16 protein-coding genes and 2 pseudogenes are annotated in these 22,892 nt (G+C 40.1%); 16 read left to right on the top strand and 2 right to left on the bottom strand.

Annotated elements, in window-relative coordinates:
* Positions 1 to 315 precede the first annotated feature (315 nt).
* The 9 genes and pseudogenes from H5161_RS07565 (at position 316) to H5161_RS07605 (ending at position 13,891) form a co-directional block, all read left to right on the top strand.
* Entirely contained in the window at positions 316 to 963 is a 648-nt protein-coding gene (locus H5161_RS07565; protein WP_024596549.1) for a porin family protein, read from the top strand.
* 210 nt (positions 964 to 1,173) lie between these two features.
* Positions 1,174 to 2,121: a homoserine O-succinyltransferase gene (gene metA, locus H5161_RS07570; protein WP_002958117.1), complete on the top strand. Its 948-nt coding sequence runs from the start codon at positions 1,174 to 1,176 to the stop codon at positions 2,119 to 2,121.
* Positions 2,111 to 3,184 (top strand): homocysteine S-methyltransferase family protein, encoded by a 1,074-nt coding sequence (locus H5161_RS07575; protein ID WP_024605362.1) that lies wholly within the window; start codon positions 2,111 to 2,113, stop codon positions 3,182 to 3,184. The genes metA and H5161_RS07575 overlap by 11 nt, the downstream gene beginning before the upstream one ends.
* Positions 3,185 to 3,193: 9 nt before the next feature.
* Positions 3,194 to 5,824, top strand: a complete 2,631-nt coding sequence (gene metH, locus H5161_RS07580) for a methionine synthase (protein WP_182769023.1) — start codon at positions 3,194 to 3,196, stop codon at positions 5,822 to 5,824.
* Between the two features lie 200 nt (positions 5,825 to 6,024).
* A complete protein-coding gene (locus H5161_RS07585) occupies positions 6,025 to 6,651 on the top strand; it encodes a DUF2971 domain-containing protein (RefSeq protein ID WP_182769024.1) in 627 nt (208 codons plus the stop codon).
* 10 nt (positions 6,652 to 6,661) lie between these two features.
* A pseudogene (locus tag H5161_RS07590) lies at positions 6,662 to 7,417 on the top strand (hypothetical protein).
* Between the two features lie 209 nt (positions 7,418 to 7,626).
* Positions 7,627 to 10,725: an Ig-like domain-containing protein gene (locus H5161_RS07595; RefSeq protein ID WP_182769025.1), complete on the top strand. Its 3,099-nt coding sequence runs from the start codon at positions 7,627 to 7,629 to the stop codon at positions 10,723 to 10,725.
* A gap of 410 nt (positions 10,726 to 11,135) precedes the next feature.
* Complete coding sequence (locus H5161_RS07600) at positions 11,136 to 11,633, top strand: (2Fe-2S)-binding protein (protein WP_182769026.1); 498 nt, start codon at positions 11,136 to 11,138, stop codon at positions 11,631 to 11,633.
* On the top strand, positions 11,630 to 13,891 hold the full coding sequence (locus H5161_RS07605; RefSeq protein WP_182769027.1) for a xanthine dehydrogenase family protein molybdopterin-binding subunit: 2,262 nt from the start codon (positions 11,630 to 11,632) through the stop codon (positions 13,889 to 13,891). Before H5161_RS07600 ends, H5161_RS07605 begins: the two co-directional genes overlap by 4 nt.
* Before the next feature lie 63 nt (positions 13,892 to 13,954).
* Here the strand turns inward: H5161_RS07605 and H5161_RS07610 are convergent, their stop codons facing one another.
* Entirely contained in the window at positions 13,955 to 14,152 is a 198-nt protein-coding gene (locus H5161_RS07610; RefSeq protein ID WP_002958133.1) for a CsbD family protein, read from the bottom strand.
* A 285-nt stretch (positions 14,153 to 14,437) separates the two neighbouring features.
* On the opposite strand from H5161_RS07610, the gene hrpB reads away from it, so the two are divergent.
* The 4 genes and pseudogenes from hrpB (at position 14,438) to H5161_RS07630 (ending at position 18,131) form a co-directional block, all read left to right on the top strand.
* Positions 14,438 to 16,864: an ATP-dependent helicase HrpB gene (gene hrpB, locus H5161_RS07615; RefSeq protein WP_182769028.1), complete on the top strand. Its 2,427-nt coding sequence runs from the start codon at positions 14,438 to 14,440 to the stop codon at positions 16,862 to 16,864.
* 73 nt (positions 16,865 to 16,937) lie between these two features.
* Positions 16,938 to 17,366 (top strand): hypothetical protein, encoded by a 429-nt coding sequence (locus H5161_RS07620; protein ID WP_024593532.1) that lies wholly within the window; start codon positions 16,938 to 16,940, stop codon positions 17,364 to 17,366.
* A gap of 87 nt (positions 17,367 to 17,453) precedes the next feature.
* A pseudogene (locus tag H5161_RS07625) lies at positions 17,454 to 17,771 on the top strand (nuclear transport factor 2 family protein); the annotation flags it as partial.
* A 15-nt stretch (positions 17,772 to 17,786) separates the two neighbouring features.
* On the top strand, positions 17,787 to 18,131 hold the full coding sequence (locus tag H5161_RS07630) for a hypothetical protein (protein WP_182695038.1): 345 nt from the start codon (positions 17,787 to 17,789) through the stop codon (positions 18,129 to 18,131).
* A 207-nt stretch (positions 18,132 to 18,338) separates the two neighbouring features.
* Here the strand turns inward: H5161_RS07630 and H5161_RS07635 are convergent, their stop codons facing one another.
* The gene (locus tag H5161_RS07635; RefSeq protein ID WP_002958138.1) at positions 18,339 to 18,554 is read right to left on the bottom strand and encodes a hypothetical protein; all 216 of its coding nucleotides are present in this window, start codon (positions 18,552 to 18,554) and stop codon (positions 18,339 to 18,341) included.
* A gap of 170 nt (positions 18,555 to 18,724) precedes the next feature.
* Here H5161_RS07635 and H5161_RS07640 point away from each other — a divergent pair, with 170 nt between their 5' ends.
* The 3 genes from H5161_RS07640 (at position 18,725) to H5161_RS07650 (ending at position 22,803) form a co-directional block, all read left to right on the top strand.
* The gene (locus H5161_RS07640) at positions 18,725 to 20,632 is read left to right on the top strand and encodes a DUF1800 family protein (protein WP_182769029.1); all 1,908 of its coding nucleotides are present in this window, start codon (positions 18,725 to 18,727) and stop codon (positions 20,630 to 20,632) included.
* Between the two features lie 9 nt (positions 20,633 to 20,641).
* Positions 20,642 to 21,982, top strand: coding sequence for a DUF1501 domain-containing protein (locus H5161_RS07645; RefSeq protein WP_182769030.1), 1,341 nt, complete (start codon positions 20,642 to 20,644; stop codon positions 21,980 to 21,982).
* 107 nt (positions 21,983 to 22,089) lie between these two features.
* Entirely contained in the window at positions 22,090 to 22,803 is a 714-nt protein-coding gene (locus tag H5161_RS07650; protein ID WP_182769031.1) for a DUF1499 domain-containing protein, read from the top strand.
* Positions 22,804 to 22,892: the final 89 nt, after the last annotated feature.

Raw genomic sequence — 22,892 nt, forward strand, 5'->3', positions numbered from 1 at the left:
AATAATAAAAATTTCAATGTTGTATTGTAGTGGCTGACGGGTGAAACAGTCAACGAATGCTGTATAGAACAATACACTTACCTAAGCGGTACTTTGTTTTGATTGCTCGTTAAAAACACTACTATTACAGGATTTCTATTGTGTAAAATTCTGTAATCTATTGTTTTATATTGTTCAAATACATTTCATTTTTAACAAAAGTGGTACAGTATATTTACAAGCTGTAAAGTATAAGCAAGTTATATAGGCAGGCCACACTTAGTTTGTTGTTAAACATCACATTATTAAATATTACAAAGGTTTAAAGGAATGAACATGAAAATAGTTACAAGGTTAGGGGCATTACTTTTAGGTTTATACTCATTTTCGAGCCAAGCAGACATACTCCACGTAAATGGTTATTACCAAGGAATAGGGATAGGGTCTACGCAAATTGATGTATACGAGAGTGATAGCATACAGTTTACAACGCTTTACGGCCGGTTTGGATATCAGTTTTCGCGTTACTTTGCATTAGAAGGGCGTATAGGTTTTGGGTTAAATGATGAGTCAACGCCTCTAAACGGAATTGTTTACACTCAGAACCCACAGGACGGTTCGCTGAGTTCAGAATTCATTAAGAGCGAAATCGATTCAAGCCTTGATTTGCAAACAAGTATATTTGTAAAAGCTAATTATCCAATTTCATCTCGAGCTGATGTGTTTTTATTTGGTGGCTATGGTAGAAATAAATTAAGTTACAATGAAGGCGACTTAAAAAACCTTGCAGAATCAATAACTGGTACAGATACAAATTCTACGCTAATAACTGAGCAAAACTACGATGAAGGCGGCGTAACGTACGGAACCGGCATTGACTTTAGGCTAACTCAACGCTGGCAAGTAAGTGCTGAATACCAATATTTTGATACAAATGAAGGCGATATTTACGCTCTTAATTTATCTGTAAATTATCGTTTTTAATTATAATAGCGCTACTGATTTTAGTAGCGCTATTTCAATTCACTAAAACAAAGTACTTCAATATAAATGCATTCCCTCTCATCTATAACTTTTAGTAAATCTTAAAAAAATCATGAATAAATTTCATTTGGACATCTATACATCTAGAGGTTGATATTTTTTACTTTCAGTTCATAATTAAGCCTCGGTTTTTATGAGCAGGAGTAAAGTATGCCAATTACAGTAAAAGACGAGTTGCCGGCAATTGCACGTTTACGTCAAGAAAACGTATTTGTAATGCCAAAAAGTCGTGCAAAAACGCAAGAAATACGCCCAATGCGTTTGGCTATTTTAAACTTAATGCCTAATAAAGTAGAAACCGAAGTTCAGTTTATTCGCTTACTTGCCAACTCACCTTTGCAAGTAAACGTAGAACTACTGCGCCTCGACACTCACCGCAGTAGCAGCAACTCAGAAGAGCACCTTGATACCTTCTACCGTTATTTTTCTGAGGTTAAAGACAACAATTACGATGCATTAATAGTAACCGGTGCGCCACTTGCCCATTTAGAATACGACGATGTAGCGTATTGGGATGAGCTAAAGGTCATTATTGATTGGGCTGAGCAACACGTTACCTCTACGTTATTTTCGTGTTGGGCAGCGCATGCAGCGTTATATCACCGTTACAATTTAAAACGCGATTTAAAAGACGATAAACTGTGTGGCGTATTTACTCACCAGTGTTATTTTGATCACGGTGCACTGACTCGCGGATTCGACGATACCTTTTTGGTACCTCACTCACGCTACGGCCATATTGATATAAATAAAATAAACGCCTGTGAAGAACTCGTTGTACTGGCAGGTTCTGAGCGAGTAGGGGCTTACTTACTTAAAAATAAATCGGGTAGCCAAGTGTTTATAACCGGCCACCCAGAGTACGACGCCGACTCGCTAAAAGCAGAATACGAGCGCGATTGTAAAAAAAGCCCTAATGCACCAAAGCCCGAAAATTACTTTCCGGATGACGATGCAACCAAACAACCTTCAAAAACGTGGCAAAGCCATGCTTTTTTACTTTTTTCGAACTGGTTAAATTACTACGTGTACCAAACCACACCGTATGATATTAATTTAGTTAGCCAAGACGTGAGGACTAACAACTATGCCGAATAACGCGCCTACAAATAATAAGCAAGCCGAAATAAGTGCCGCATTAAAAGAACGCATTTTAATTTTAGATGGCGCAATGGGCACCATGATCCAAGATCATAAGCTAGAAGAAGAAGACTATCGCGGAGAGCGTTTTAAAGACTGGCATGTATTAATTAAAGGTAATAACGATTTATTAAGCCTAACCAAGCCCGACTTAATCACTGATATTCATCGTGGTTTTTTATCAGCGGGCGCCGATATTATCGAAACCAACACGTTTAACTCGACCACTATTTCGATGGAAGATTACGACATGGCAAACCTAAGCCGTGAAATAAACCTAGAGTCGGCTAAATTAGCACGCGCAATTTGCGATGAATTTACGGCTAAAACGCCAGAAAAACCGCGCTATGTAGCCGGTGTTTTAGGGCCGACATCTAAAACGTGTTCAATTTCGCCAGACGTAAACGATCCGGGTTACCGAAATGTCACCTTTGATAAGCTAGTTACTGCGTATGTAGAGTCTACCCTTGCATTAATGGAAGGCGGCGCCGATTTAATACTAATCGAAACTATATTCGACACGCTTAATGCAAAAGCCGCCTCGTTTGGCGTAGAAGAAGCCTTTGAGCAAGCAGGGCGCACATTACCAGTTATGATCTCGGGCACTATTACTGACGCTTCTGGCCGTACGCTTTCTGGGCAAACAACCGAAGCATTTTATAACTCTATTCGCCATATTAAGCCTATTTCGATTGGTTTAAACTGCGCGCTTGGCCCTGATTTACTGCGCCAATATGTAGAAGAGCTTTCGCGCGTGTGCGAAACCTTTACATCGGTACACCCTAATGCGGGCTTGCCTAATGAGTTTGGTGAATACGACTTAGAAGCGCCTGAAATGGCAGCCGAAATTATCGATTGGGGTAAATCGGGCTTTATTAATATAGTAGGTGGATGTTGTGGCACCACGCCTGCGCATATTCGTGCTTTTGCAAAAGGTTTAGCAGGCGTTAAACCACGCCAATTGCCAGAGCTTGAAGTACGCATGCGTTTATCAGGCCTTGAAGCCTGTAACTTAAATTAAGGAGCCAACATGACCCAACAAATAGCAGTATTTACTAATGTCGGCGAACGTACCAATGTAACCGGTTCTGCCATGTTTAAACGTTTAATCATGGAAGAAGACTTTGAAGCCGCGCTAACAGTGGCCCGCGAACAAGTAGAAAATGGCGCACAGGTTATTGATATAAACATGGACGAAGCCATGTTGGACTCAAAAGCCGCGATGGTTAAGTTTTTAAACTTAATAGCCTCAGAGCCTGATATTTCACGCGTACCCATTATGGTCGACTCCTCTAAATGGGAAGTAATAGAAGCAGGCCTAAAGTGTATTCAAGGTAAGGCCATTGTTAACTCTATATCGCTAAAAGAGGGCGAAGAGCCGTTTATTCGCCAAGCTAAAATAATAAAACGTTTTGGTGCAGCTGCCGTTGTAATGGCGTTTGATACTGACGGGCAAGCTGATACAGCAGACCGCAAATATGAAATATGTGCCCGCAGCTACAAAATATTAGTAGAAGACATTGGTTTTCCACCGGAAGATATTATATTCGACCCTAATATATTTGCCGTAGCCACCGGTATAGAAGAGCACGACAACTACGCAGTAGAATTTATTGAAGGCACACGCCGCATTAAACAAAACTTACCGCACTGTAAAGTATCGGGCGGGGTGTCAAATGTATCGTTTTCATTTAGGGGTAATAACCCAGTACGTGAAGCTATTCACTCGGTATTTTTATACCACGCCATAAAAGCGGGTATGGATATGGGGATTGTAAATGCAGGGCAACTCGCCGTTTACGACGACATCCCAGAAGAGCTTCGTAAAGCCGTTGAAGACGTAATACTTAACACAGACCCAGGTGCAGGCGAGCGTTTAGCAGAGCTTGCACCAAAATACTCTGGTATGGCACAAGCCGAGCGAGTAGAAGATTTAGAATGGCGCACATGGCCTGTTGAAAAACGCCTTGAGCACGCGCTTGTAAAAGGCATTACTACCTTTATAGATGAAGATACCGAAGAGTGCCGCGCTGCTGCCGATAAACCTATTCACGTAATTGAAGGGCCGTTAATGGATGGCATGAACGTAGTAGGGGATTTATTTGGCGCAGGTAAAATGTTTTTACCACAAGTGGTTAAATCGGCGCGCGTAATGAAACGAGCCGTAGCCTACTTAGACCCATTTATTGAAGCCGAAAAAGAAGAAGGTTCAACCAATGGTAAAATAGTGATGGCGACCGTAAAAGGCGACGTACACGACATAGGTAAAAACATTGTAGGCGTGGTACTGCAATGTAATAACTATGAAGTTATTGATTTAGGCGTAATGGTACCTGCCGATAAAATACTGCAAACCGCCATCGACGAAAAAGCCGATATTATTGGTTTATCGGGCTTAATTACCCCATCGCTTGACGAAATGGTACACGTAGCAAAAGAAATGAAACGCCGTGGTTTTGAACTGCCGCTACTCATTGGTGGTGCAACTACCTCTAAAGCGCACACCGCAGTAAAAATTGAGCCGCAATATGATAAAGGCGTTGTGTATGTAAATAACGCAAGCCGTGCAGTTGGTGTGGTTTCAAACTTATTATCAAAAGACATTAAACCTGACTTTTTAGCTAAAACTAAAGCTGAATATGTAAAAGTACGCGAGCAACAAGCGCGTAAAAAACCACGCTCTAAGCCTGTTACTATCCAGCGCGCACGCGATAACGCTGCAAAGCTTGATTGGGATAACTACACACCACCAGTGCCTAAAAAGCTGGGCGTGACCGAGTTTAAAAATGTATCAATTGCTACTTTGCGTAAATACATAGATTGGACGCCATACTTTATGACGTGGTCAATTGCCGGTAAATACCCGCGCATAATGGACGATGAAGTAGTAGGCGAGCAAGCGCAAAGCTTATTTAAAGACGCTAACGATATGTTAGACGACCTTGAAAAAGCAGGCAGTTTGCAACCACTTGGTGTAATTGGTTTATTCCCGGCTAACCGCGTGGGTGATGACATAGAAATATACACCGACGAAACACGCAAAGAAGTATTAACTACTTCGTGCCATTTACGTCAGCAAACCGAAAAAACCGACTTTGCTAATTATTGCCTAGCCGACTACATAGCACCAAAAGGCACGCCTGATTACTTTGGCGCGTTTGCAGTAACGGGCGGCCTAGAAGAAGACGACTTAGCAAATGCGTTTGACGCACAGCAAGACGATTACAACAAAATAATGGTTAAAGCGGTTGCCGACAGGCTCGCCGAAGCGTTTGCAGAATACCTGCACGAAAAAGTACGTAAAGAGTATTGGGGGTTTGCACCAGACGAAAACCTAGCAAACGATGAGTTAATACGCGAAAACTACCAAGGTATTCGCCCTGCGCCAGGTTACCCAGCGTGCCCAGAGCACACCGAGAAAAAGAAAATTTGGCAGTTGCTCGATACCGAAAAGCGCATTGGTATGCAGCTAACTAGTTCGTACGCCATGTGGCCAGGTGCTGCTGTTTCGGGTTGGTACTTCTCACACCCTGAGGCTAAATACTACGCAGTAGCCGCTGTGCAAAAGGATCAGGTAGAAGACTACGCTAAGCGAACCAATATGACGCTTGAAGAGGCTGAAAGATGGCTATCGCCTAACTTGGGGTATGATCCGGAGTAGAGCGAAACGGTTAGTTTCTAGCTATCAGTAAAACAAAAACGAGCCAAGACAGGCTCGTTTTTTTATATAATTGAAAAGATGTAAAAATTGGTTCATATGTATTCAGAGTTTATTTAGTATAAGTAGTAATAAAAAGCTGAGCAACGTGGTTTTTATTCAGGAAAAGATTCTTTTCTAAAAATAATAGGATTATAGATTAAATGAAGCTTTATCATTACATGGATGAGGTATTTGGCCTAAAAAACTTATCAAATAGGAGGGTTAAGGCCTCAACTTTTGACAATTTGAATGATCCTTTTGAGTTATTAGGTATCGAAACTAGTACACCTTATATACGTGCAAGCTTAAATAGGATGAAACTAGATGTTTCAAGAAAATTTGGAATATTGTGCTTTAGTAAAATTTGGTCAAACCCTGTTCAGTGGGCTCATTATGCTAATAATCACAAGGGCATATGTGTGGAACTTGAGCTATCTAACAAAGAGGATGCTCAAGAGGTAAAATATTATTCTGAAAGGTTTAAAAGTAATTTAATAGATGATCAAAACTTCCCACTAAAGTTATTACTTTCTAAATTCAAACATTGGGAATATGAAAAAGAATATAGAACAATTCGGGGCCTTAATAACTTTGAAAAAGAAAATGATCTTTATTTCCAGCCATTCAATGAGGATATGAAACTATCTAAAATAATTATTGGATGCCAGTCAAAGTTAACTAGAAGCGAGCTAGAGAAGTTCCTCTGCATTCAGGATAGAGGTGTTGAAATTATATATGCTAGAGCTGCTTTCAAGTCATTTAAGATTGTTAAGCATCAGAATAAATAAAGGACTATAAATGAAATATCTAAGCCACATTCTACTGTGCCTATCACTACTTTTCACATCTAACACATTTGCGCTTGAGCAAAAGTATCACGAGTTCGTTTTACCTGTTATTGCTGCTTTTAAAACGCATGATAAAGCTGCGATTGCTGCACATATTCGCTACCCGCTTAAACGACGATACCCCATACCTGACATTAAAAATGAAGCCGAGTTTATTAACCGCTTTGATGAAGTATTTAATGATGAGCTAGCGGCAGTTATTGCCAGTTCAAACATTAAAACTGATTGGGAGAAAGTAGGTTGGCGCGGCATTATGCTAAATAACGGCGTTATGTGGGTAGATACCGACGGTAAAATTATTGCTGTAAATACACAAAATACTAAAGAGCAGACACTTGCTAAAAGTTTAATCGAAGACGATAAACAATCCTTGCACGCAAGTATTAATACCTTTGAAAAACCAGTACTCGATTGGAAAACGGCTAACTACCATATTCGTGTTGATGATTTAGGCGATCATAATTATCGATATGCAGTGTGAAATATTGATAAAAGAGCAAAGGATAAGCCTGATATGGTTTTATTTAACGGCGATGTAACGGTTAGTGGCACTGGCGGTAATCACCATTATACGTTTAAAAATGGGCGTTATAGTTACATACTACATGTAACCATTATTGGCTGTGATACATCACCACCAGGTTGGCTTGAAGTTTATAAAGACGATGAGAAATTGTTGTCTGAAGATGTTATAAGCACTCATTAATCGATTTTAATTAGTAAGTATGCGGCTAAGTGTTTTAGAAAAGTAGCTTAGCTGCAAGCTAAATATTATTGCGTTATTTCTTCTATGTCTTTGTAAAACTTTGTTAATCGCCTCTTTATTTCCGGTTTTTACTCTATATAATGCCGTGTTAATGGAACGTTACAGTTGTAGTGGCGTTATTAAATAAAGAAATACAAAGGATTATGGAATTGATTAAACTATCTTGCCTTACGTTGCTCATGATGAGCGCGTATTCAGTGAATGCCAATACTCATGCACAATTTATAAAAAACACTCAAAAAAATACTTACGGTGATGCTGTTTTAATTAACGATCAAAAAATAAATTTTGATAAAGCTCATTTTGAAAGTTTACCTAAAAAGCCTCAACTCGCGCCAATTATAAAAAATAATAGCCTTACTCAAGCGGCCTCAGACGAGCAAAGCATAGAGCTTAGTAGCGTATTTCGTGAATTTTCATTAGGTAACTCAACAGGTCGCAAAGGCATGTACATTGCACCTTTGTCGGGTGTGGGTAGCAAGCACATAATATCTGCCCAAGAGAGCAATTTTAATATTATAGAGTATGTAAAAGGTGCGTATAAAGTAACAGCTCGCTACGACTTTGATGACTATATTGAAGATACCACACTAATTAAAGATACAGTGGCAGATACATATTACTTATATGTTTTAGACAATAACGCAGTACATAAAGTTAATTTAGTCACTCAAGAAATAGAGCTAAGCAAAGAATTTTATTACCCAAGAGCAGCAGATAAGTTTGATATAAACAGCGATGGCCAAGATGAGCTTTTTGTTTATCAAAGTAGTAAGCTTTTTGTTCTTAACTCGCTCGATTTATCTGAAATTGCGGTACTTGAAAACGTACCACAAAATTTTGTGACAGGCTCGTTTACTGAGGCTAATGCAAAAGAAGTTTTATTTAGTGATGGTGGAGTTTATAGGTTTGAAAATTCAGAATTTGTACTGCACAAACAACTTAGTGTAAGTATTAATGGCGAGCATTTAATTACTGTTGATATTAATAACGACGGCTTAGATGAAGTGATTAATGGGCAAAGTTGGTACAGCATAGAAATGCTTAGCCCAAGCACTGAAAGTATTTTATGGACAGCCCAAAGCGACTTAGATATCGATAAAGTAATAGTTGCAGACATCGATAATGATGGTACCGATGATTTAGTTTACGGCGATGGTCAGTGGGGGAGCTTATATGCGCTTTCACTCACAACAGGCGTTGAGTTTTGGAGTATTAATAATCCAGAGCATGGTGTGTCGGGCATTGTTGTAGATGACCTTAACGGCGATGGCAAACAAAATATTGCTTGGGGCTCAGGTTATTCTTCGTCAGGTGAAGATGGTTTTTATATTCACAACACGGATGATAAAGCCCAGCAGTGGGCTAAAGGCATTAAGTACTACTCAAATAAAGCGTTAGCACTTGGTGATATTAATAATAACGGAAGCTTAGATATACTTTATTCCGAGCGTGACAGTAACGCTTTGCACATAGTAGATACACAAACTAATGAAAAAATACTTACAAATATAAGCGTTAATAACGATTGGGATGATAACAATTTAGTCACTACTGCTCAGCTGTTTGATGATGGTAAGAATTATATTATTACTGGCAGCTCTGCTATATACGATGCGAATGTACAGGTGTTTTCACCTGAAACGGGTGAAGAGCTATTTCAAACATATCTTGGCGGCGGAGACTACATTAGTACCTTAACAACGTTAGATATTAATAATGATGGCAAGTTAGAAATAATAGTAGGTAATGGCGCTGAGCATACCGGAAGTGAAGGTACCTTTTTTAAAGTATTAAATGGGCAAACTGGAGAGTTATTAAAAACATCGCCTCGCTTAGGATTTTATTGGGGCGGCATGAGTTCAATAGTAACTGGAAGCTTTCTTAATAACGAAAATATAGATGTGGTTAGTCTCGTTAGTGATTACCTCATTAGTTATGACTACTCTGAAAACACTATTTCTAAAGTTGCTTTAGAGCAAAGCTTTAACGGTTTGGTTAACACTGTTATTAATGGAGAAGAAACTTTAGTTGCCTCTACCTATAATGGCTCACTTTATAAAGTGGCTTTAAATGGGCAGACAACATTAATTAGTGAAGTGTGCCAAAATACTTTAAATAACATTGTGTCTGTAAGAGCTGGGTTTGTGCAGTATTCGTGTTCTGATCAGTTTGGTGAATATAACCTAGATAGCAATGTGGTTTCATACACTGCTAAGCGTAAGAATAATGACAGTTGGTTAGCAACTTCTACGTATAATAATGTTGATTATACCTTGTTGGCAGGTCAGTCATTGGAGGTGTTTTCTAATCAAGTTGCTGAGCCTTTAGCTAAGCCTGAAGCTGTAAGCTACTCTGATCATGTTTTAAAAAGCATACAAATAGATTTACCTGTATCAGATGATATTGATTATGTAGTTTTAAATAAGAGACCAACTCTGGGTAGGGTCGAGTTTACCGACAGACAGGCGGGTCTATTAACTTATATACCATCGGGCGCTGTAGGCATTGACGAGCTTAGTTACTACACAGTAAAAGAGCGTTCACGTTCAGCGTTATCAAGCTTAACGTTAGAGCTAAAAAATACAGCACCAACAGCAAATAATATGGCACTGCAAACTCATTGGAATACACCGCTTAACTTTAATCTAGAAGGTATGGATGAAGACGCAGAGCCATTAGTATTTCAAATTAAAAATTCGCCTGCTCATGGGCAAATTCAGTTAATGGACTCTGCTTTAGGTAGCGTGACCTTTTCACCAAGTGGTGACTCGGTTGAGCCAGTATCAGTTAGCTTTACAGTGAAAGATTCTTTAGTTGAATCTGAGCTTCATAATGTTGTTATTGAACTGACAAATACAGCCCCACAAGCTCAAAATGTAACATATAACACCTCTTATAAGAGTGAAGTGAATGGTCGCTTTTCAGCATTAGATAGCGACAACGATACACTTGAATTTGAAGTGGTAACCGAGCCAAACTCAGGAACTTTAACATTTGAGCCTGATACTGGATTGTTTAAACTAACTCCTACGAGCGAATCCGATCATGTAGTAACGTTTAGCTATGTAGCTAAAGATAAATTTGATAGTTCTGCAGTTCAAACTGTGACTATAAACGTTGAAGGTAAGCAAGCAGCTGCGCTAGCGACTCCTTCATCTGATTCAGGCTCTAGCTCAGGTGGCAGTATTTATTACTTACTTACGCTGCTATCAGTGGTTTTATTTGGTAGACGCCGTTTTAATTAATAGTTAAAAGCTTATTTACACTATCTAAAACCGCCAAATGGCGGTTTTTTATTTATTAATAGTCTTTTTAAACTTTTATTTAGGGCTGTTTATCTTTCGAGGTTTAACATGCAATGCCCCAAGGGTTCTGCATTGGGGCAATTTACGCTTTGTTGTTTACAAACCTCTCGCCGCGATTAAATCTCCCCTAGATTGAGTTTCAATCTAAAAGGTCAGCAGGGCCTAGTCATAATACTAATAATCAGACGTTAATATTTTCAATGTGGTTTAAACGTTCTAATAATTAGTATTTTTATAAAACAGATCTAAGTGGTAGGCTAAAAGTAGTAAGTATAAAATAGTAAGTAATTAAAAATAGTTCTCGCGCAACAAGGAACCCTCCTGTAAAGCGCTTTGCCAAGGAGTTTAGTATGATCACGCTTACCATTAATGGTAATAAACATGAGTTTTCTGGCGATCCGTCAACGCCAGTATTATGGTACCTCCGAGATGAATTGAATTTAACTGGGCCTAAATTTGGCTGTGGTATGGCACAGTGCGGTGCGTGTACCGTGCATATTGATGGGGTAGCTCAGCGCTCGTGTGTATTGCCTGTAGCGGCAGCAGCAGGGCATTCAATTACGACAATTGAAGGGCTAAGCGAGCAGGGCGACCATCCAGTGCAACAAGCATGGGTTGAGCATAAAGTACCGCAGTGTGGTTTTTGCCAGTGCGGCCAAATGATGCAAGCTGCAAGCTTATTAGCTGCAAACCCAACCCCTACCGACGATGAAATAGTAAGTAATATGTCGGGAAATATTTGCCGTTGTGGTACATACCCGCGTATTCATAAAGCAATTAAATCAGCTGCTAAAACAATGGCGAGTGTTCAATATTTTGACCCAAATGAACAAGGGGAAGAAGTATGAACCAAGATAACAAATACTTTGATTTAAACCGCCGTAAGTTTTTAAAAACCAGTGCGATAGGTGCGTTAGTACTCGGTACTTATTTTGTAGGCAGTGCGCCAAGAGCATTTGCGGGTGTATTAGAGCAGCCATCTGAGCAAGCAAAACGCGCAAACTTATTTATTGCACTGCGCCCAGACGGCATGGTTGAAATAACCTGCCATCGCTCTGAAATGGGTCAGCAAATTCGCACCGCGATTGCACAAATAGTTGCCGATGAAATGGAAGCCGCGTGGGATAAGGTTATTGTTATTCAGGGTAAGGGCGACCCTAAATACGGCGATCAAAATACCGATGGCTCGCGCAGTATTCGCTACAACATGAAGCGCCTGCGTGAAATGGGCGCAAGTGTGCGTTACATGATGCAGCACGCTGCCGCTAAGTATTGGAAAGTTGACCCACAAACCTGTACTGCTAATCAACACGTTGTTACACACAGCTCAGGTAAATCGCTTACTTATAAAGATTTAATCGACTTAGCGCTTACAATAACGCCACCAGAAGCTGACAAACTAACACTTAAAACACGCAAAGAATGGCGCTACATTAATACTGGCATGGCGCACATAGATTTAGCCGATTTAGTAACAGGTAAAGCAATATTTGCAGCCGATGTACGCGAGCCACAAGCGCTGGTGGCTATAATTGAACGCCCGCCAGTGGTAGGCGGTGTTGTTAAGTCGTTTGATGCCAGTGCTACAAAAGCGATAAACGACGTTATAGATGTTATTGAAATTCCTGCACCAAAAGGCGCACCGCAGTTTCAGCCAAAAGGTGGAATTGCGATTATAGCTAAAAACACATGGGCTGCATGGCAAGGGCGTAAAGCATTAAAAGTCGTGTGGGATGATGGCAAAAATGGCGATTACAATTCAGAAGAATTTAAAAAGTCATTATTAAAAACAGTACAAACTCCACAGGCAAACATACGTGATAAAGGCGATGCCATGAGCGTATTGGCTAAATCGAGCAATAAACTCGTAGCTGATTATTACGCACCGCATCTTGCTCAAGCACCAATGGAGCCGCCTTGTGCAACGGCTATGTACAACAAAGATAGTGTTGATATATGGGCTGCTACGCAAAATCCACAAGCCGATATGAAAACAGTGGCTGCCATGCTTGGCATGGATGAGAGCAAAATTAATGTTCACGTTACCATGTTAGGAGGCGGCTTTGGGCGTAAGTCAAAACCTGACTTTTCAGCAGAAGCAGCTTACCTTTCAATGAAAGTAGGCAAACCTATTCGTGTGCAATGGACGCGTGAAGACGACATACAACATGGTTTTTACCATGCAGTTTCGGCTCAGCACATTGAAGCATCGTTAGATAAAAATGGCGCAATAGAATCTTATTTACACCGCACTGCGTTTTCACCAATTACGTCTACCTTTTCAGAAGGGGCGACTACGCCAGGAAGCTTTGAACTGCGCTTAGGGTTTACCGATAACCCAATTAACACACCTAACATGAAGTTAGAAAACGGTGATGCGCAAGCCAAAGCACGAATTGGTTGGATGCGCTCTGTATCAAATATTTTTCATGCCTTTGCTATTCAGTCATTTATTGGCGAAGCAGCGCACAAAGCCGGTCGCGACCAAAAAGACTATTTACTAGACACCATAGGTCCGAGTCGTATTGTTGATGTAACAGAGCAAAATGCTACATACGATAATTACGGTGGCGATAAAGCGGTTTATCCGTTAGATATTGGCAGACTGCGCCATGTTATTGAAAAAGTAGCTGACATGAGTAAATGGGGTCGAGAACTTCCTAAAGGGCGAGGTTTAGGCATAGCAGCACACAGAAGCTTTTTAACTTACGTAGCTACGGTAGTTGAAGTAGAAGTGTCGGATGCTGGCGATTTAAAAGTAATTAAATCGTGGGTAGCCATTGATGCGGGTACGGTTGTAAACACTGACACCGTTAAAAACCAAACTCAAGGTGGTTCTATTTACGGGATTACAACTGCAATCAGCGATGGTATTACCTTTGATAAAGGCCGCGTGCAGCAAAGTAACTTTCATGATTATCGCGTACCGCGTATGAGCGACTCACCACTTGAAGTTGACGTTGAAATTGTACAAAGTGACGCACCTCCAGCAGGGGTAGGCGAGCCATCTACACCAGTTTATGCGCCAGCATTATGTAATGCTATTTTTGCCGCGTGCGGAAAGCGTATTAGGCAGTTACCAATAGGTGACCAGCTAAAAGCGTAACTAAATAACCTACAGCTTAAACAAAAAAACCGCCAAAATGGCGGTTTTTTTAGAAGTTAGCGATTAGTGAGTTTTTTCAAATTCATCAACTTCACGCTCTGCTTCTTCTTTAGATTTACCATACTGCTGCTGGATTTTACCCACTAGCTCTGTACGGCTACCTTCAATTTTGTCTAAATCGTCGTCAGTAAGATCGCCCCATTTCTGTTGAGCCTTACCTTTAAGTTCGTTCCAATTACCTTTCATACGATCGCTGTTCATAAGTTTCTCCTTACTTAGATTTAATTAACGTTCAGTATAAAAGGAGCAAAGCGTGTACCAACAAGTTAAATCTTTATTTTATATTAATAATCAGTGTGTTATGTTTTTATTGGGGCAGTAATGATTAATGTTTTGAGCACATCCTTAAAAAATGTACAGAGAGGTCTGTAATTATTTCTGATTATGTAACCCTTAATTAAATCCTTTATAACCACATAGCTTTAGCGGCGCGTTTATTTTTGGTTTTTGTTACAATGCACACAAAGCAATTTTGGGTAAATAGCTGTGCTGCCGGTTCAAGACATATATCAACAACTCGTTACTACATTACAAAGTAATCCTATTACGTTATTACAAGCGCCGCCTGGTGCGGGTAAATCTACGTGGTTGCCGTTACAACTTATGCGCGATGGACATTTTAAACGTATTGTAATGCTAGAGCCTCGCCGTTTAGCTGCACGTAATATTGCCAGTTATTTAGCAAAGTGCCAAAACGAGAGTGTTGGGCAAAGTGTAGGTTTGCGGATCAGGGGCGAGAGTAAAGTAAGCGCTAATACGCGCCTCGAAATAGTCACCGAAGGCATGCTCACACGCATGCTGCAAAACGATCCCGAATTAAGCGATATTGATTTACTGATATTTGATGAATTTCATGAGCGTTCAATTGCAGCCGATACCTCACTTGCCTTTGCGCTCGAGACCCAAAGTGCGCTACGTGAAGATTTAACCATCATGCTTATGTCGGCAACGCTAGATACAGAGCGCTATACAGCTTTTTTTGACTGCCCTGTAATTCAATCAAGCGGTCGCAGCTACCCGATAGACGAAGTATACATACCCATAAAAGATGAAAGCCGCTGGCTTGATGCAATTCCTAATATAATAAAACAAGCACTTAATGAGCAAACAGGTAGCGTATTGGTGTTTTTACCTGGGCAGTTTGAGATACTACGCGTGCAACAAGCACTGAGCGATTTACCAAGTAACTGCCAAGTTGCAACGCTATTTGGCGAGCAAGATAAAGCTAATCAGCAAGCTGCTATTGCTCCTGCACCAAACGGCATGCGCAAAGTAGTGCTAACCACCAATGTAGCCGAAACCAGTTTAACTATTGAAGGCATACGCATTGTAATTGACAGCGGCAAGCGCCGTGCAGCCACCTTTAATTTAAAAACAGGGGTTACAGAGCTCACAACACAAAGTATATCGCGCTCATCTGCTGTGCAGCGTGCTGGGCGTGCAGGACGTATAGAGCCGGGCATTGTTTATCGAATTGGCTCAAAGCAAACCTTTGAGCGACGTAATAGCCACGACAATCCCGAAATACTCACATCAGACATAAGCCAACTTATGCTTGAGGCAAAGCAGTGGGGAGCCAGTATTGATGAGCTAACCCTACTTGATAAGCCCACTGAGCAGCAATGCGAACAAGCAAGTAACCTGCTTAATATGCTTGAAGCTATTGATAGCAAAGGTAAGCTCACACCGCTTGGCAGTAAAATGTTAGGTTTTGGTGCTGATATTCGTTTGGCGCATATGCTATTAAAAGCACAAATACTTGATGACCAACTCCCTGGTATTTTTAGGCTCGCTATTTATTTAGTGGCATTACTTGAGAGCCGAGTAAATAGTGCAAACGAGTTGAGCTTAGCGCTGCATAGCCAGCAGCAACGTCCGCATCCGGTATTTAAACAACAGTTAAAATATTGGCAAAGCCGCTTAAAAGTAAAAGACGAAAACAGCGAATTAAATACGCATTATATAAGTTTGCTGGTGGCATTGGCATACCCCGATCGCATCGCTAAAAAACGTGGTAATGGTTATTTACTTGCCAATGGTGCTGGTGCTGAGTTAAATGCCGATTACTGGCACAACGACGATTACTTAGCTATAGCAACCATGGGCGGGCACAAAGGTGGGCGTATATTTGCAGCCACCGCGCTTAACCCATTTGAGTTACAAGAATTTTTACCGCATTTATTTAGTGAACTTACTCGTTGTGAGTTTGATGAAAAATCAGCGCGCTTTATTCACCAAGATGAAGTAAAGCTCGGGGCTATAACGCTCAGCAGCCAGCCTAGTAAACAAAAACTAGATAAGAGCGAGCGTGCTAAAGCGTGGCTTAGCTTATTTACTAAACACGGTTTTGCTTTATTTAACGAGCAACCTGATGCGCAACAATTGCTGATACGTATGAGCCTAGCAAGTAATTTAATGCCCGATAAATTCCCGCAAATAAACGAGCAACAACTTATTCAAAATGCAGCGCAGTGGCTAGGCGTGTTTTTAGAAGATATTAAAACGCTCACGCAGCTTAAAAAGTTTAACTACTTTGAAGCATTACAAAACTGCTTTGATTGGCAACAACAAACCACGTTAAAAGCTTTGTTACCTTTGCGCTTAACGGTGCCCAGTGGCTCAAATATAAAGATAGAATACCAACTTGATGGCCCCGCAAAGCTAAGCGTGCGTATGCAAGAAGTTTATGGCTTGACCAGTACGCCTATGCTTGCCAATGGTAAATTGCCATTGCTTATGGAGCTGCTATCGCCAGGTAAACGTTCATTGCAACTTACTCAAGATTTAGCCCACTTTTGGGCTAGCAGTTACCGCGATGTGCAAAAGGAAATGAAAGGCCGCTACCCTAAACATTTTTGGCCAGACGACCCAGCCAACAGCGTTGCAACAAATAGAGTAAAGAGCAAAATGTAATTTGCCGTATTTTATAACTTTATTTACTTTAAATAGTGTGTTTTTATATTAAAAACAATAAGGAATGTTAAAAATGAAAATTATATTTGCTGCTTTACTTTTACTCTCATCGGGTGTCAGTGCTAACAATTACCAAGAAGAAGTTGATAAATTTTTTGAATTGTACTCTGATGAAAAAATAAGCGATGCTGTTGATTCCATTTACGCAAGTAATAAATATGTATCGTCGATACCTGACCAGGTAAAACAGATAAAAACACAGCTATCCTCACTTGATGATCTTGTTGGTGAAATTAATTTCATTAATAAGGTTTCTGATTATAAAGTTGGGGAGCTTTTTGTTCATGTAACCTACCTAGTAACCTACGATAGGCAGCCTATTCGTTTTGAATTTCAATTTTTTAAAGTGAAAGAAGGTTGGAGAATTTATTCAATGTCTTTTGATGACAATATCGATGAAGATATAAAAGAACTAGCAAGAAAAGCTGCGCTAAAAAATTAATGTATTAATAAATTTAGTCGTTTTAGTAAAAATACTTTTTTAAAAAGAGTCGTTATGAAGTGCAAGCTAAGCTTTCTATTAATTATATTTCTTAGCCTTTTAGCCCGTGCCGATGATATTGGCAATCAGCATATTCCGTATCAATCGGATGACTCACGTACTCCTGATGGCAAAGAGCAGATGCGCAAAGGTATGAGTTTTTACTTAGGTGCGCACACGTTGTTTGAAAGCACACTGCTTAATACATTTGTGTTTAACAATACAGGCTTTGCTATTCGTTATAAGAGTCATGCAAAGGGCATTCACCCGCAAAGTAAGCAGCCAATAGAATACACCTCCACAATGATGGAAGTGATTGAAGTTGAAAATGGTAAAGTGGCGATGATCCGCAAGTACCACGAATAACAAATAAGGATATATATGAAACATTTACTTATCGCACTATCAATATTAATGCTTAGTGCATGCGCTAGTACAAAAAGTGATTTTAGATTTGATGGTTCTACACCTGAGTCAACTCAGGCCGGAGTTAATAAAGTTTTAAAGACATTAAAATCTCAAGATGTAATGCGCTTTATAGGCGCCTTAATTGCAATTCAATTTTCTGATGTGCAAAGCGCAGAAGATGTTTTAGGCGACCCAACCATGATGAATGAAATGAATTATTTTATTATTGGTAAAAAAATTGATGGCTTAAATTATTATGAAGTACTGGATCTTGCGAGTTCATCTTCATCGAAAGTGGAAGTTTCGGTAGCGAAATAGTTTCAGCTTTTTTTCTATCTAAAAATATAATTTTACGCCATTGAAGCACTGTATCAATGGCGCTTTTTATACAGTAAGGCTATTTATACATAGCTATTTTTTATGGTAGTTAATTTTTGTAAAGCACCCTATACAGCTAAATGCAGAGTATCGGCATGATCTTGGCTTTTATTATAAGAATAGGCGCTACTTTTATGTTACTGCCTGCTAAACCTCTTTCCCGCCATGGCTCTGTGCAAGGTCATCAAGTTCGGCGCAAGTGTAATCAAAACCACTTTCGTCGTATTCGTATGTCACTTTTACACTATCGCCGCCATTAAAAAGTCGTGTTTTTACATCGTTAACCGGCCAGTCTTTGAGCTCGTGTAAAAATCGGTTAGCAACTTGTGAAGATTCAAAACAATAGCGAATTTCTGTTTTCATAAATAATAAAGCTCTGGCTGTTTACCCCAGCTGCTAGCGCATTATTAATGGGGCGTTCATGATTCGGTTACAAAAAATAAAGAGTTAAATTGTAAATTTTGTGTTTCAATAAATGCATTAAACTCGGTACACACTAACGTACTTTAATTAACAAATGATGACGACTTTACATGCATTATAAATTTGCTCTTATCGCAAGCTCGGTTTTTATACTAAGCGCTTGCGGTGGTTCAGGCTCCGATGATACGCCAACCGTTAACGGAAATAAAATCCCCATTTTGTCAGTCGCTGATATTCCTAGTGAATTAAGTAAAGGCCAAACAATTGAGCTAACAGCAACAGCCAGTGATAAAGACGGCACTATTACATCTGTTGTGTGGCAACAAACGCAAGGGCCTGAACTAATTAGTGGGCCTTTAGAGGCAACAACTACTTCAGTAACACTGCTAAATGCGCAAAGTTATAAGCCTGTTGATTATGCTTTTTCGGTAACAGCAACCGATAACGAAGGGGCAAGCAGTGTAAAAACGCTAAGCTTTACTGCACGTAATAATATGGATGACATTAGCGCCGCACGGTTACTACACCAAGCAACAATGGGACCTAAGCTTAGTGAAATACAAAACGCACAAGGTTTAAGCGAGCAGCAATGGCTTGATAAACAAATAGCGCTACCTATTAATTATCACCGTGATTATTTAGTAAAGTTAAATGACGATGATGACTTTAAATACATAAGCCGCATAGACGCATGGTGGAAGGCAGTAATGCAAAGTGACGATCAACTTCGTCAACGTGTTGCATTTGCGTTAAGTGAAATATTAGTAGTGTCGGATGAAAACAGTGCCTTAAGAGGCCAACCTGAGGGCATGATCACTTATTACGATTTGCTACTAAAGCATGCCTTTGGTAATTATCGTGACTTACTCGAAGATGTCACGCTTTCGCCTATTATGGGAACTTACTTAAGCCATTTGGGTAACGAAAAAGCAGACGATGCACTTAATATTCGCCCAGATGAAAATTACGCACGTGAAGTAATGCAGTTATTTACTATTGGCCTTGAAGAGCTAAATCTAGATGGCAGCGCCAAGCTTGATGCACAAGGTAATACTATTGCTACTTACGGACAGGTCGAAATAGAGGGTTTTGCACGCGTATTTACTGGTTGGACGTTTGCCGATAGTGAAACATTTAAGCGCAAAAGTCGTGATTATATTAAGCCAATGGAAGCATTTGACGAGTACCATTCTAGTAAACAAAAAACCTTACTAAATGGCGAGGTTATACCACAAGGTTACGCCGCAGAAGAGTCATTGCAAATAGCGCTCGATAATTTATTTAATCATCAAAATGTTGCGCCATTTATTACTAAGCAACTTATTCAGCGATTAATTACGTCAAACCCAACACCCCAATACGTTGAACGAGTAGCTAATGTATTTATTGATAATGGCGCCGGTGTACGCGGCGATTTAGCGGCTGTAGTAAAGGCTATATATTTAGATGATGAAGCACGGCATTTTGGCTCAGTGCTTAATTATCAAGGTAAAATTAAAGAGCCTATTTTAAAAACTGTACAGTTTTGGCGAAATCTCGATGCTAAATCTTTGGCTGGTTACTATAAAACATGGAATTTAATAAATAACTACGGGCAAGGGCCCATGCAGTCGGCTTCGGTATTTAACTTTTTTAGGCCAGATTATCAAACCGCAGCTTTGCGAAATGAAGGTATTGTTGCGCCAGAGTTACAAATAGCAAACGATGCAACACTGATTGGCACCATGAATGCGCTTTACGCAAGTTTAGTGTGGAGTACCGCAGAAGCGCACAGTGATTTAAATTCAAATGGTATTTATGTTTATGTTCAAGACGACATGAATGTTTTAGAGAAAAACGGTGTTAGCGCGCTATTAACTCAGTACAACACGCTATATTTTGCAGGCGCAATGAGCAGTGACACACGCCAAGCATTACTTGATTTAGATGCCTATTTTAATGAAGAGCAATACCGTGAACGGGTTTCGTATTTATTATATATGATTGCTATTTCACCTGAATTTAACGTGCAGTATTAGGAACGCATAATGAGCATTAATAGAAGAGAGTTTTTGTCGTTATGTGTAAAAGGCAGCGTATCGGCTGCCGCGTTAACGAGCCTGCAATTACAAGCATTAACTGGAGCGACTAATGCTGTTGAGCTAGGTGATTACAAAGCATTAGTGTGTGTGTATTTATACGGAGGGAATGATTCGTTAAATATGCTCGTTCCGCTTGAAGGCGAGCAACGTAGTGTTTACGAGCAAAGCAGGCAGAATCTAGCGGTAGAGAGCCCACTTGAGTTAAGTATTAAAAGCCAGTTTGCCGGTGGAGTCGGTATTCATCCTTCACTTGAACCTATACAAAGTGTGTTTGAATCTCAAAATTTAGCATTTATAGGCGGGGTAGGTACTTTACTCGCTCCCACAACATTGAATGACTATAAAAATAAAACAATAGGTTTGCCTAAGCATTTGTTTTCGCATAACGATCAGCAAGCTGCGTGGATGTATGGTCGAGAAAAACAATCACTTAATAGCGGGTGGGGCGCACGACTTTTAGAACGTTTAGAGTTACAAGATGAGTTTGCAGCTAATGTATCACTCGACGGTACTAATTTATGGCAAACGGGAAGTGCTAGCAATGCATTTGCGCTTAACAAAAGCGGCATTAGTAGTATTAACGCGTTTGGAGGGTATCAACCTCGTAGCGAGCACGTAACCGCTATTATGAACCGCTTACTAGGCAATACGAGCCATCCGTTAAGTACAGCTTATGCCAATGGCTTAACAAGTGCGATAAATAACACTCAAGCAATGAACAGCGCGTTAGAAAGCGCGCCTGCACTTATTACCCCATTTAGCGATAATAGCCTTAGTGAGCAATTTGCCGCAGTCGCTAAAACAATTAGCGTACAGGCAAAGTTGAGTACTCAACGCCAAGTGTTTTTTGTTTCTATGGGGGGGTATGATACCCACGACAACCAATTAACAACGCACCCTGCTTTATTAAATACGTTAGCTCAAGGGTTAAGTGAATTTGATAGTGCGATGAAAGAGCTTGATATGGCTGATAAAGTGACTACGTTTACTATGTCTGATTTTGGTCGCACGTTGACCTCAAATGGCGATGGCACTGACCATGGTTGGGCAGGGAACCAAATAGTAATGGGCGGCGCAGTAAAAGGCGGCAATATATATGGCGAGCTATTAACTCAACATTTGGATGGCGCACAAGATACCGGTGGCGGGCGTTTAATTCCAAGTGTTGCTAATGAGCAGTACTTTGCCACATTGGCTAAGTGGTTTGGTGTGCCAAGCTCTGAGCTTGTTGATATTTTTCCAAACTTGAGTAACTTTGATCACACAACATTGGACTTTTTTGTGTAATTAGTCGCTAATAGTAATCTAAAAGCGCTTGTTAGTAGTATAAGCTACTGTTTAATAGTGCTTAATTGTTTTAATAATAAAAAATCACACAATATAGGAATCATAAAATGAAAGTTTTAGTGAGCTTAGTTAGTCTAATCGCCTTTTTACTCGTCATACTGCCAGGGCCTTTGTATAAATTTGGTATTGTAGAATTAGGTGTTGCGTTTACGGGGTTTAAATTTGGTGTTTACGCTGGTGGCGCTGCATTGGTGCTACTTATAGTACAAGCGTTATTTATGCGTAAAACGTTAACGCTAAGCAGTGGTGTTATTGCGCTTGTGTTTTCGGTTGTGGCTATTGCTATGCCACTTAACATGATGAACAAAGCTAAAAGCGTACCGGCAATTCATGATATTTCAACAGATTTAGTTAACCCACCAAAATTTGTAGCAATTGCGCCACTTCGTGCTGAAGCACCAAATCCAGTAGAGTACGCGGGTGAAGAAACGGCAGTACAGCAACGCAAAGCATACCCTGAACTGGCAACGTTAAGCTTTGCACAATCTAAAGCCGATTTGATGGCAGCAAGCGAACAAGCAGTTAAAAATCTTGGTTTTGCAGTGGTAAGTGCAAACACGGCTACAGGTATTGTAGAAGCTACTGATACAACCACATGGTTTGGTTTTAAAGACGATGTGGTAATTCGTATTAAAGATGAAGGCAGCCAACGTTTTGTTGATATTCGTAGTAAATCGCGAGTAGGGCGTAGTGATTTAGGAAAAAATGCAGAGCGCATTCATTCAATTATTAATGAACTAAACAGCTTACTTGCAAAATAATTAAATTTAGCGCCCTAGTACTAACGATTGAGCCCAAACACTGTTTGGGCTTTTTTTCTGCCTATTTTATATTGTCAGGTTCTATTCAC

This window comes from Pseudoalteromonas sp. SG43-5 (genome assembly GCF_014164345.1).
In the GTDB taxonomy this organism is placed as follows: Bacteria; Pseudomonadota; Gammaproteobacteria; order Enterobacterales; family Alteromonadaceae; genus Pseudoalteromonas; species Pseudoalteromonas distincta.

Bases quoted from the DNA above. Each gene is read 5' to 3' on its own strand.
- H5161_RS07600 (WP_182769026.1), top strand. From the start codon at position 11,136: ATGATCACGCTTACCATTAATGGTAATAAACATGAGTTTTCTGGCGAT.
- H5161_RS07645 (WP_182769030.1), top strand. From the start codon at position 20,642: ATGAGCATTAATAGAAGAGAGTTTTTGTCGTTATGTGTAAAAGGCAGC.
- metA (WP_002958117.1), top strand. From the start codon at position 1,174: ATGCCAATTACAGTAAAAGACGAGTTGCCGGCAATTGCACGTTTACGT.
- H5161_RS07610 (WP_002958133.1), bottom strand. From the start codon at position 14,152: ATGAACAGCGATCGTATGAAAGGTAATTGGAACGAACTTAAAGGTAAG.
- H5161_RS07575 (WP_024605362.1), top strand. From the start codon at position 2,111: ATGCCGAATAACGCGCCTACAAATAATAAGCAAGCCGAAATAAGTGCC.
- H5161_RS07585 (WP_182769024.1), top strand. From the start codon at position 6,025: ATGAAGCTTTATCATTACATGGATGAGGTATTTGGCCTAAAAAACTTA.
- H5161_RS07640 (WP_182769029.1), top strand. From the start codon at position 18,725: ATGCATTATAAATTTGCTCTTATCGCAAGCTCGGTTTTTATACTAAGC.
- H5161_RS07635 (WP_002958138.1), bottom strand. From the start codon at position 18,554: ATGAAAACAGAAATTCGCTATTGTTTTGAATCTTCACAAGTTGCTAAC.
- H5161_RS07650 (WP_182769031.1), top strand. From the start codon at position 22,090: ATGAAAGTTTTAGTGAGCTTAGTTAGTCTAATCGCCTTTTTACTCGTC.
- H5161_RS07620 (WP_024593532.1), top strand. From the start codon at position 16,938: ATGAAAATTATATTTGCTGCTTTACTTTTACTCTCATCGGGTGTCAGT.
- H5161_RS07565 (WP_024596549.1), top strand. From the start codon at position 316: ATGAAAATAGTTACAAGGTTAGGGGCATTACTTTTAGGTTTATACTCA.
- H5161_RS07605 (WP_182769027.1), top strand. From the start codon at position 11,630: ATGAACCAAGATAACAAATACTTTGATTTAAACCGCCGTAAGTTTTTA.
- metH (WP_182769023.1), top strand. From the start codon at position 3,194: ATGACCCAACAAATAGCAGTATTTACTAATGTCGGCGAACGTACCAAT.
- H5161_RS07630 (WP_182695038.1), top strand. From the start codon at position 17,787: ATGAAACATTTACTTATCGCACTATCAATATTAATGCTTAGTGCATGC.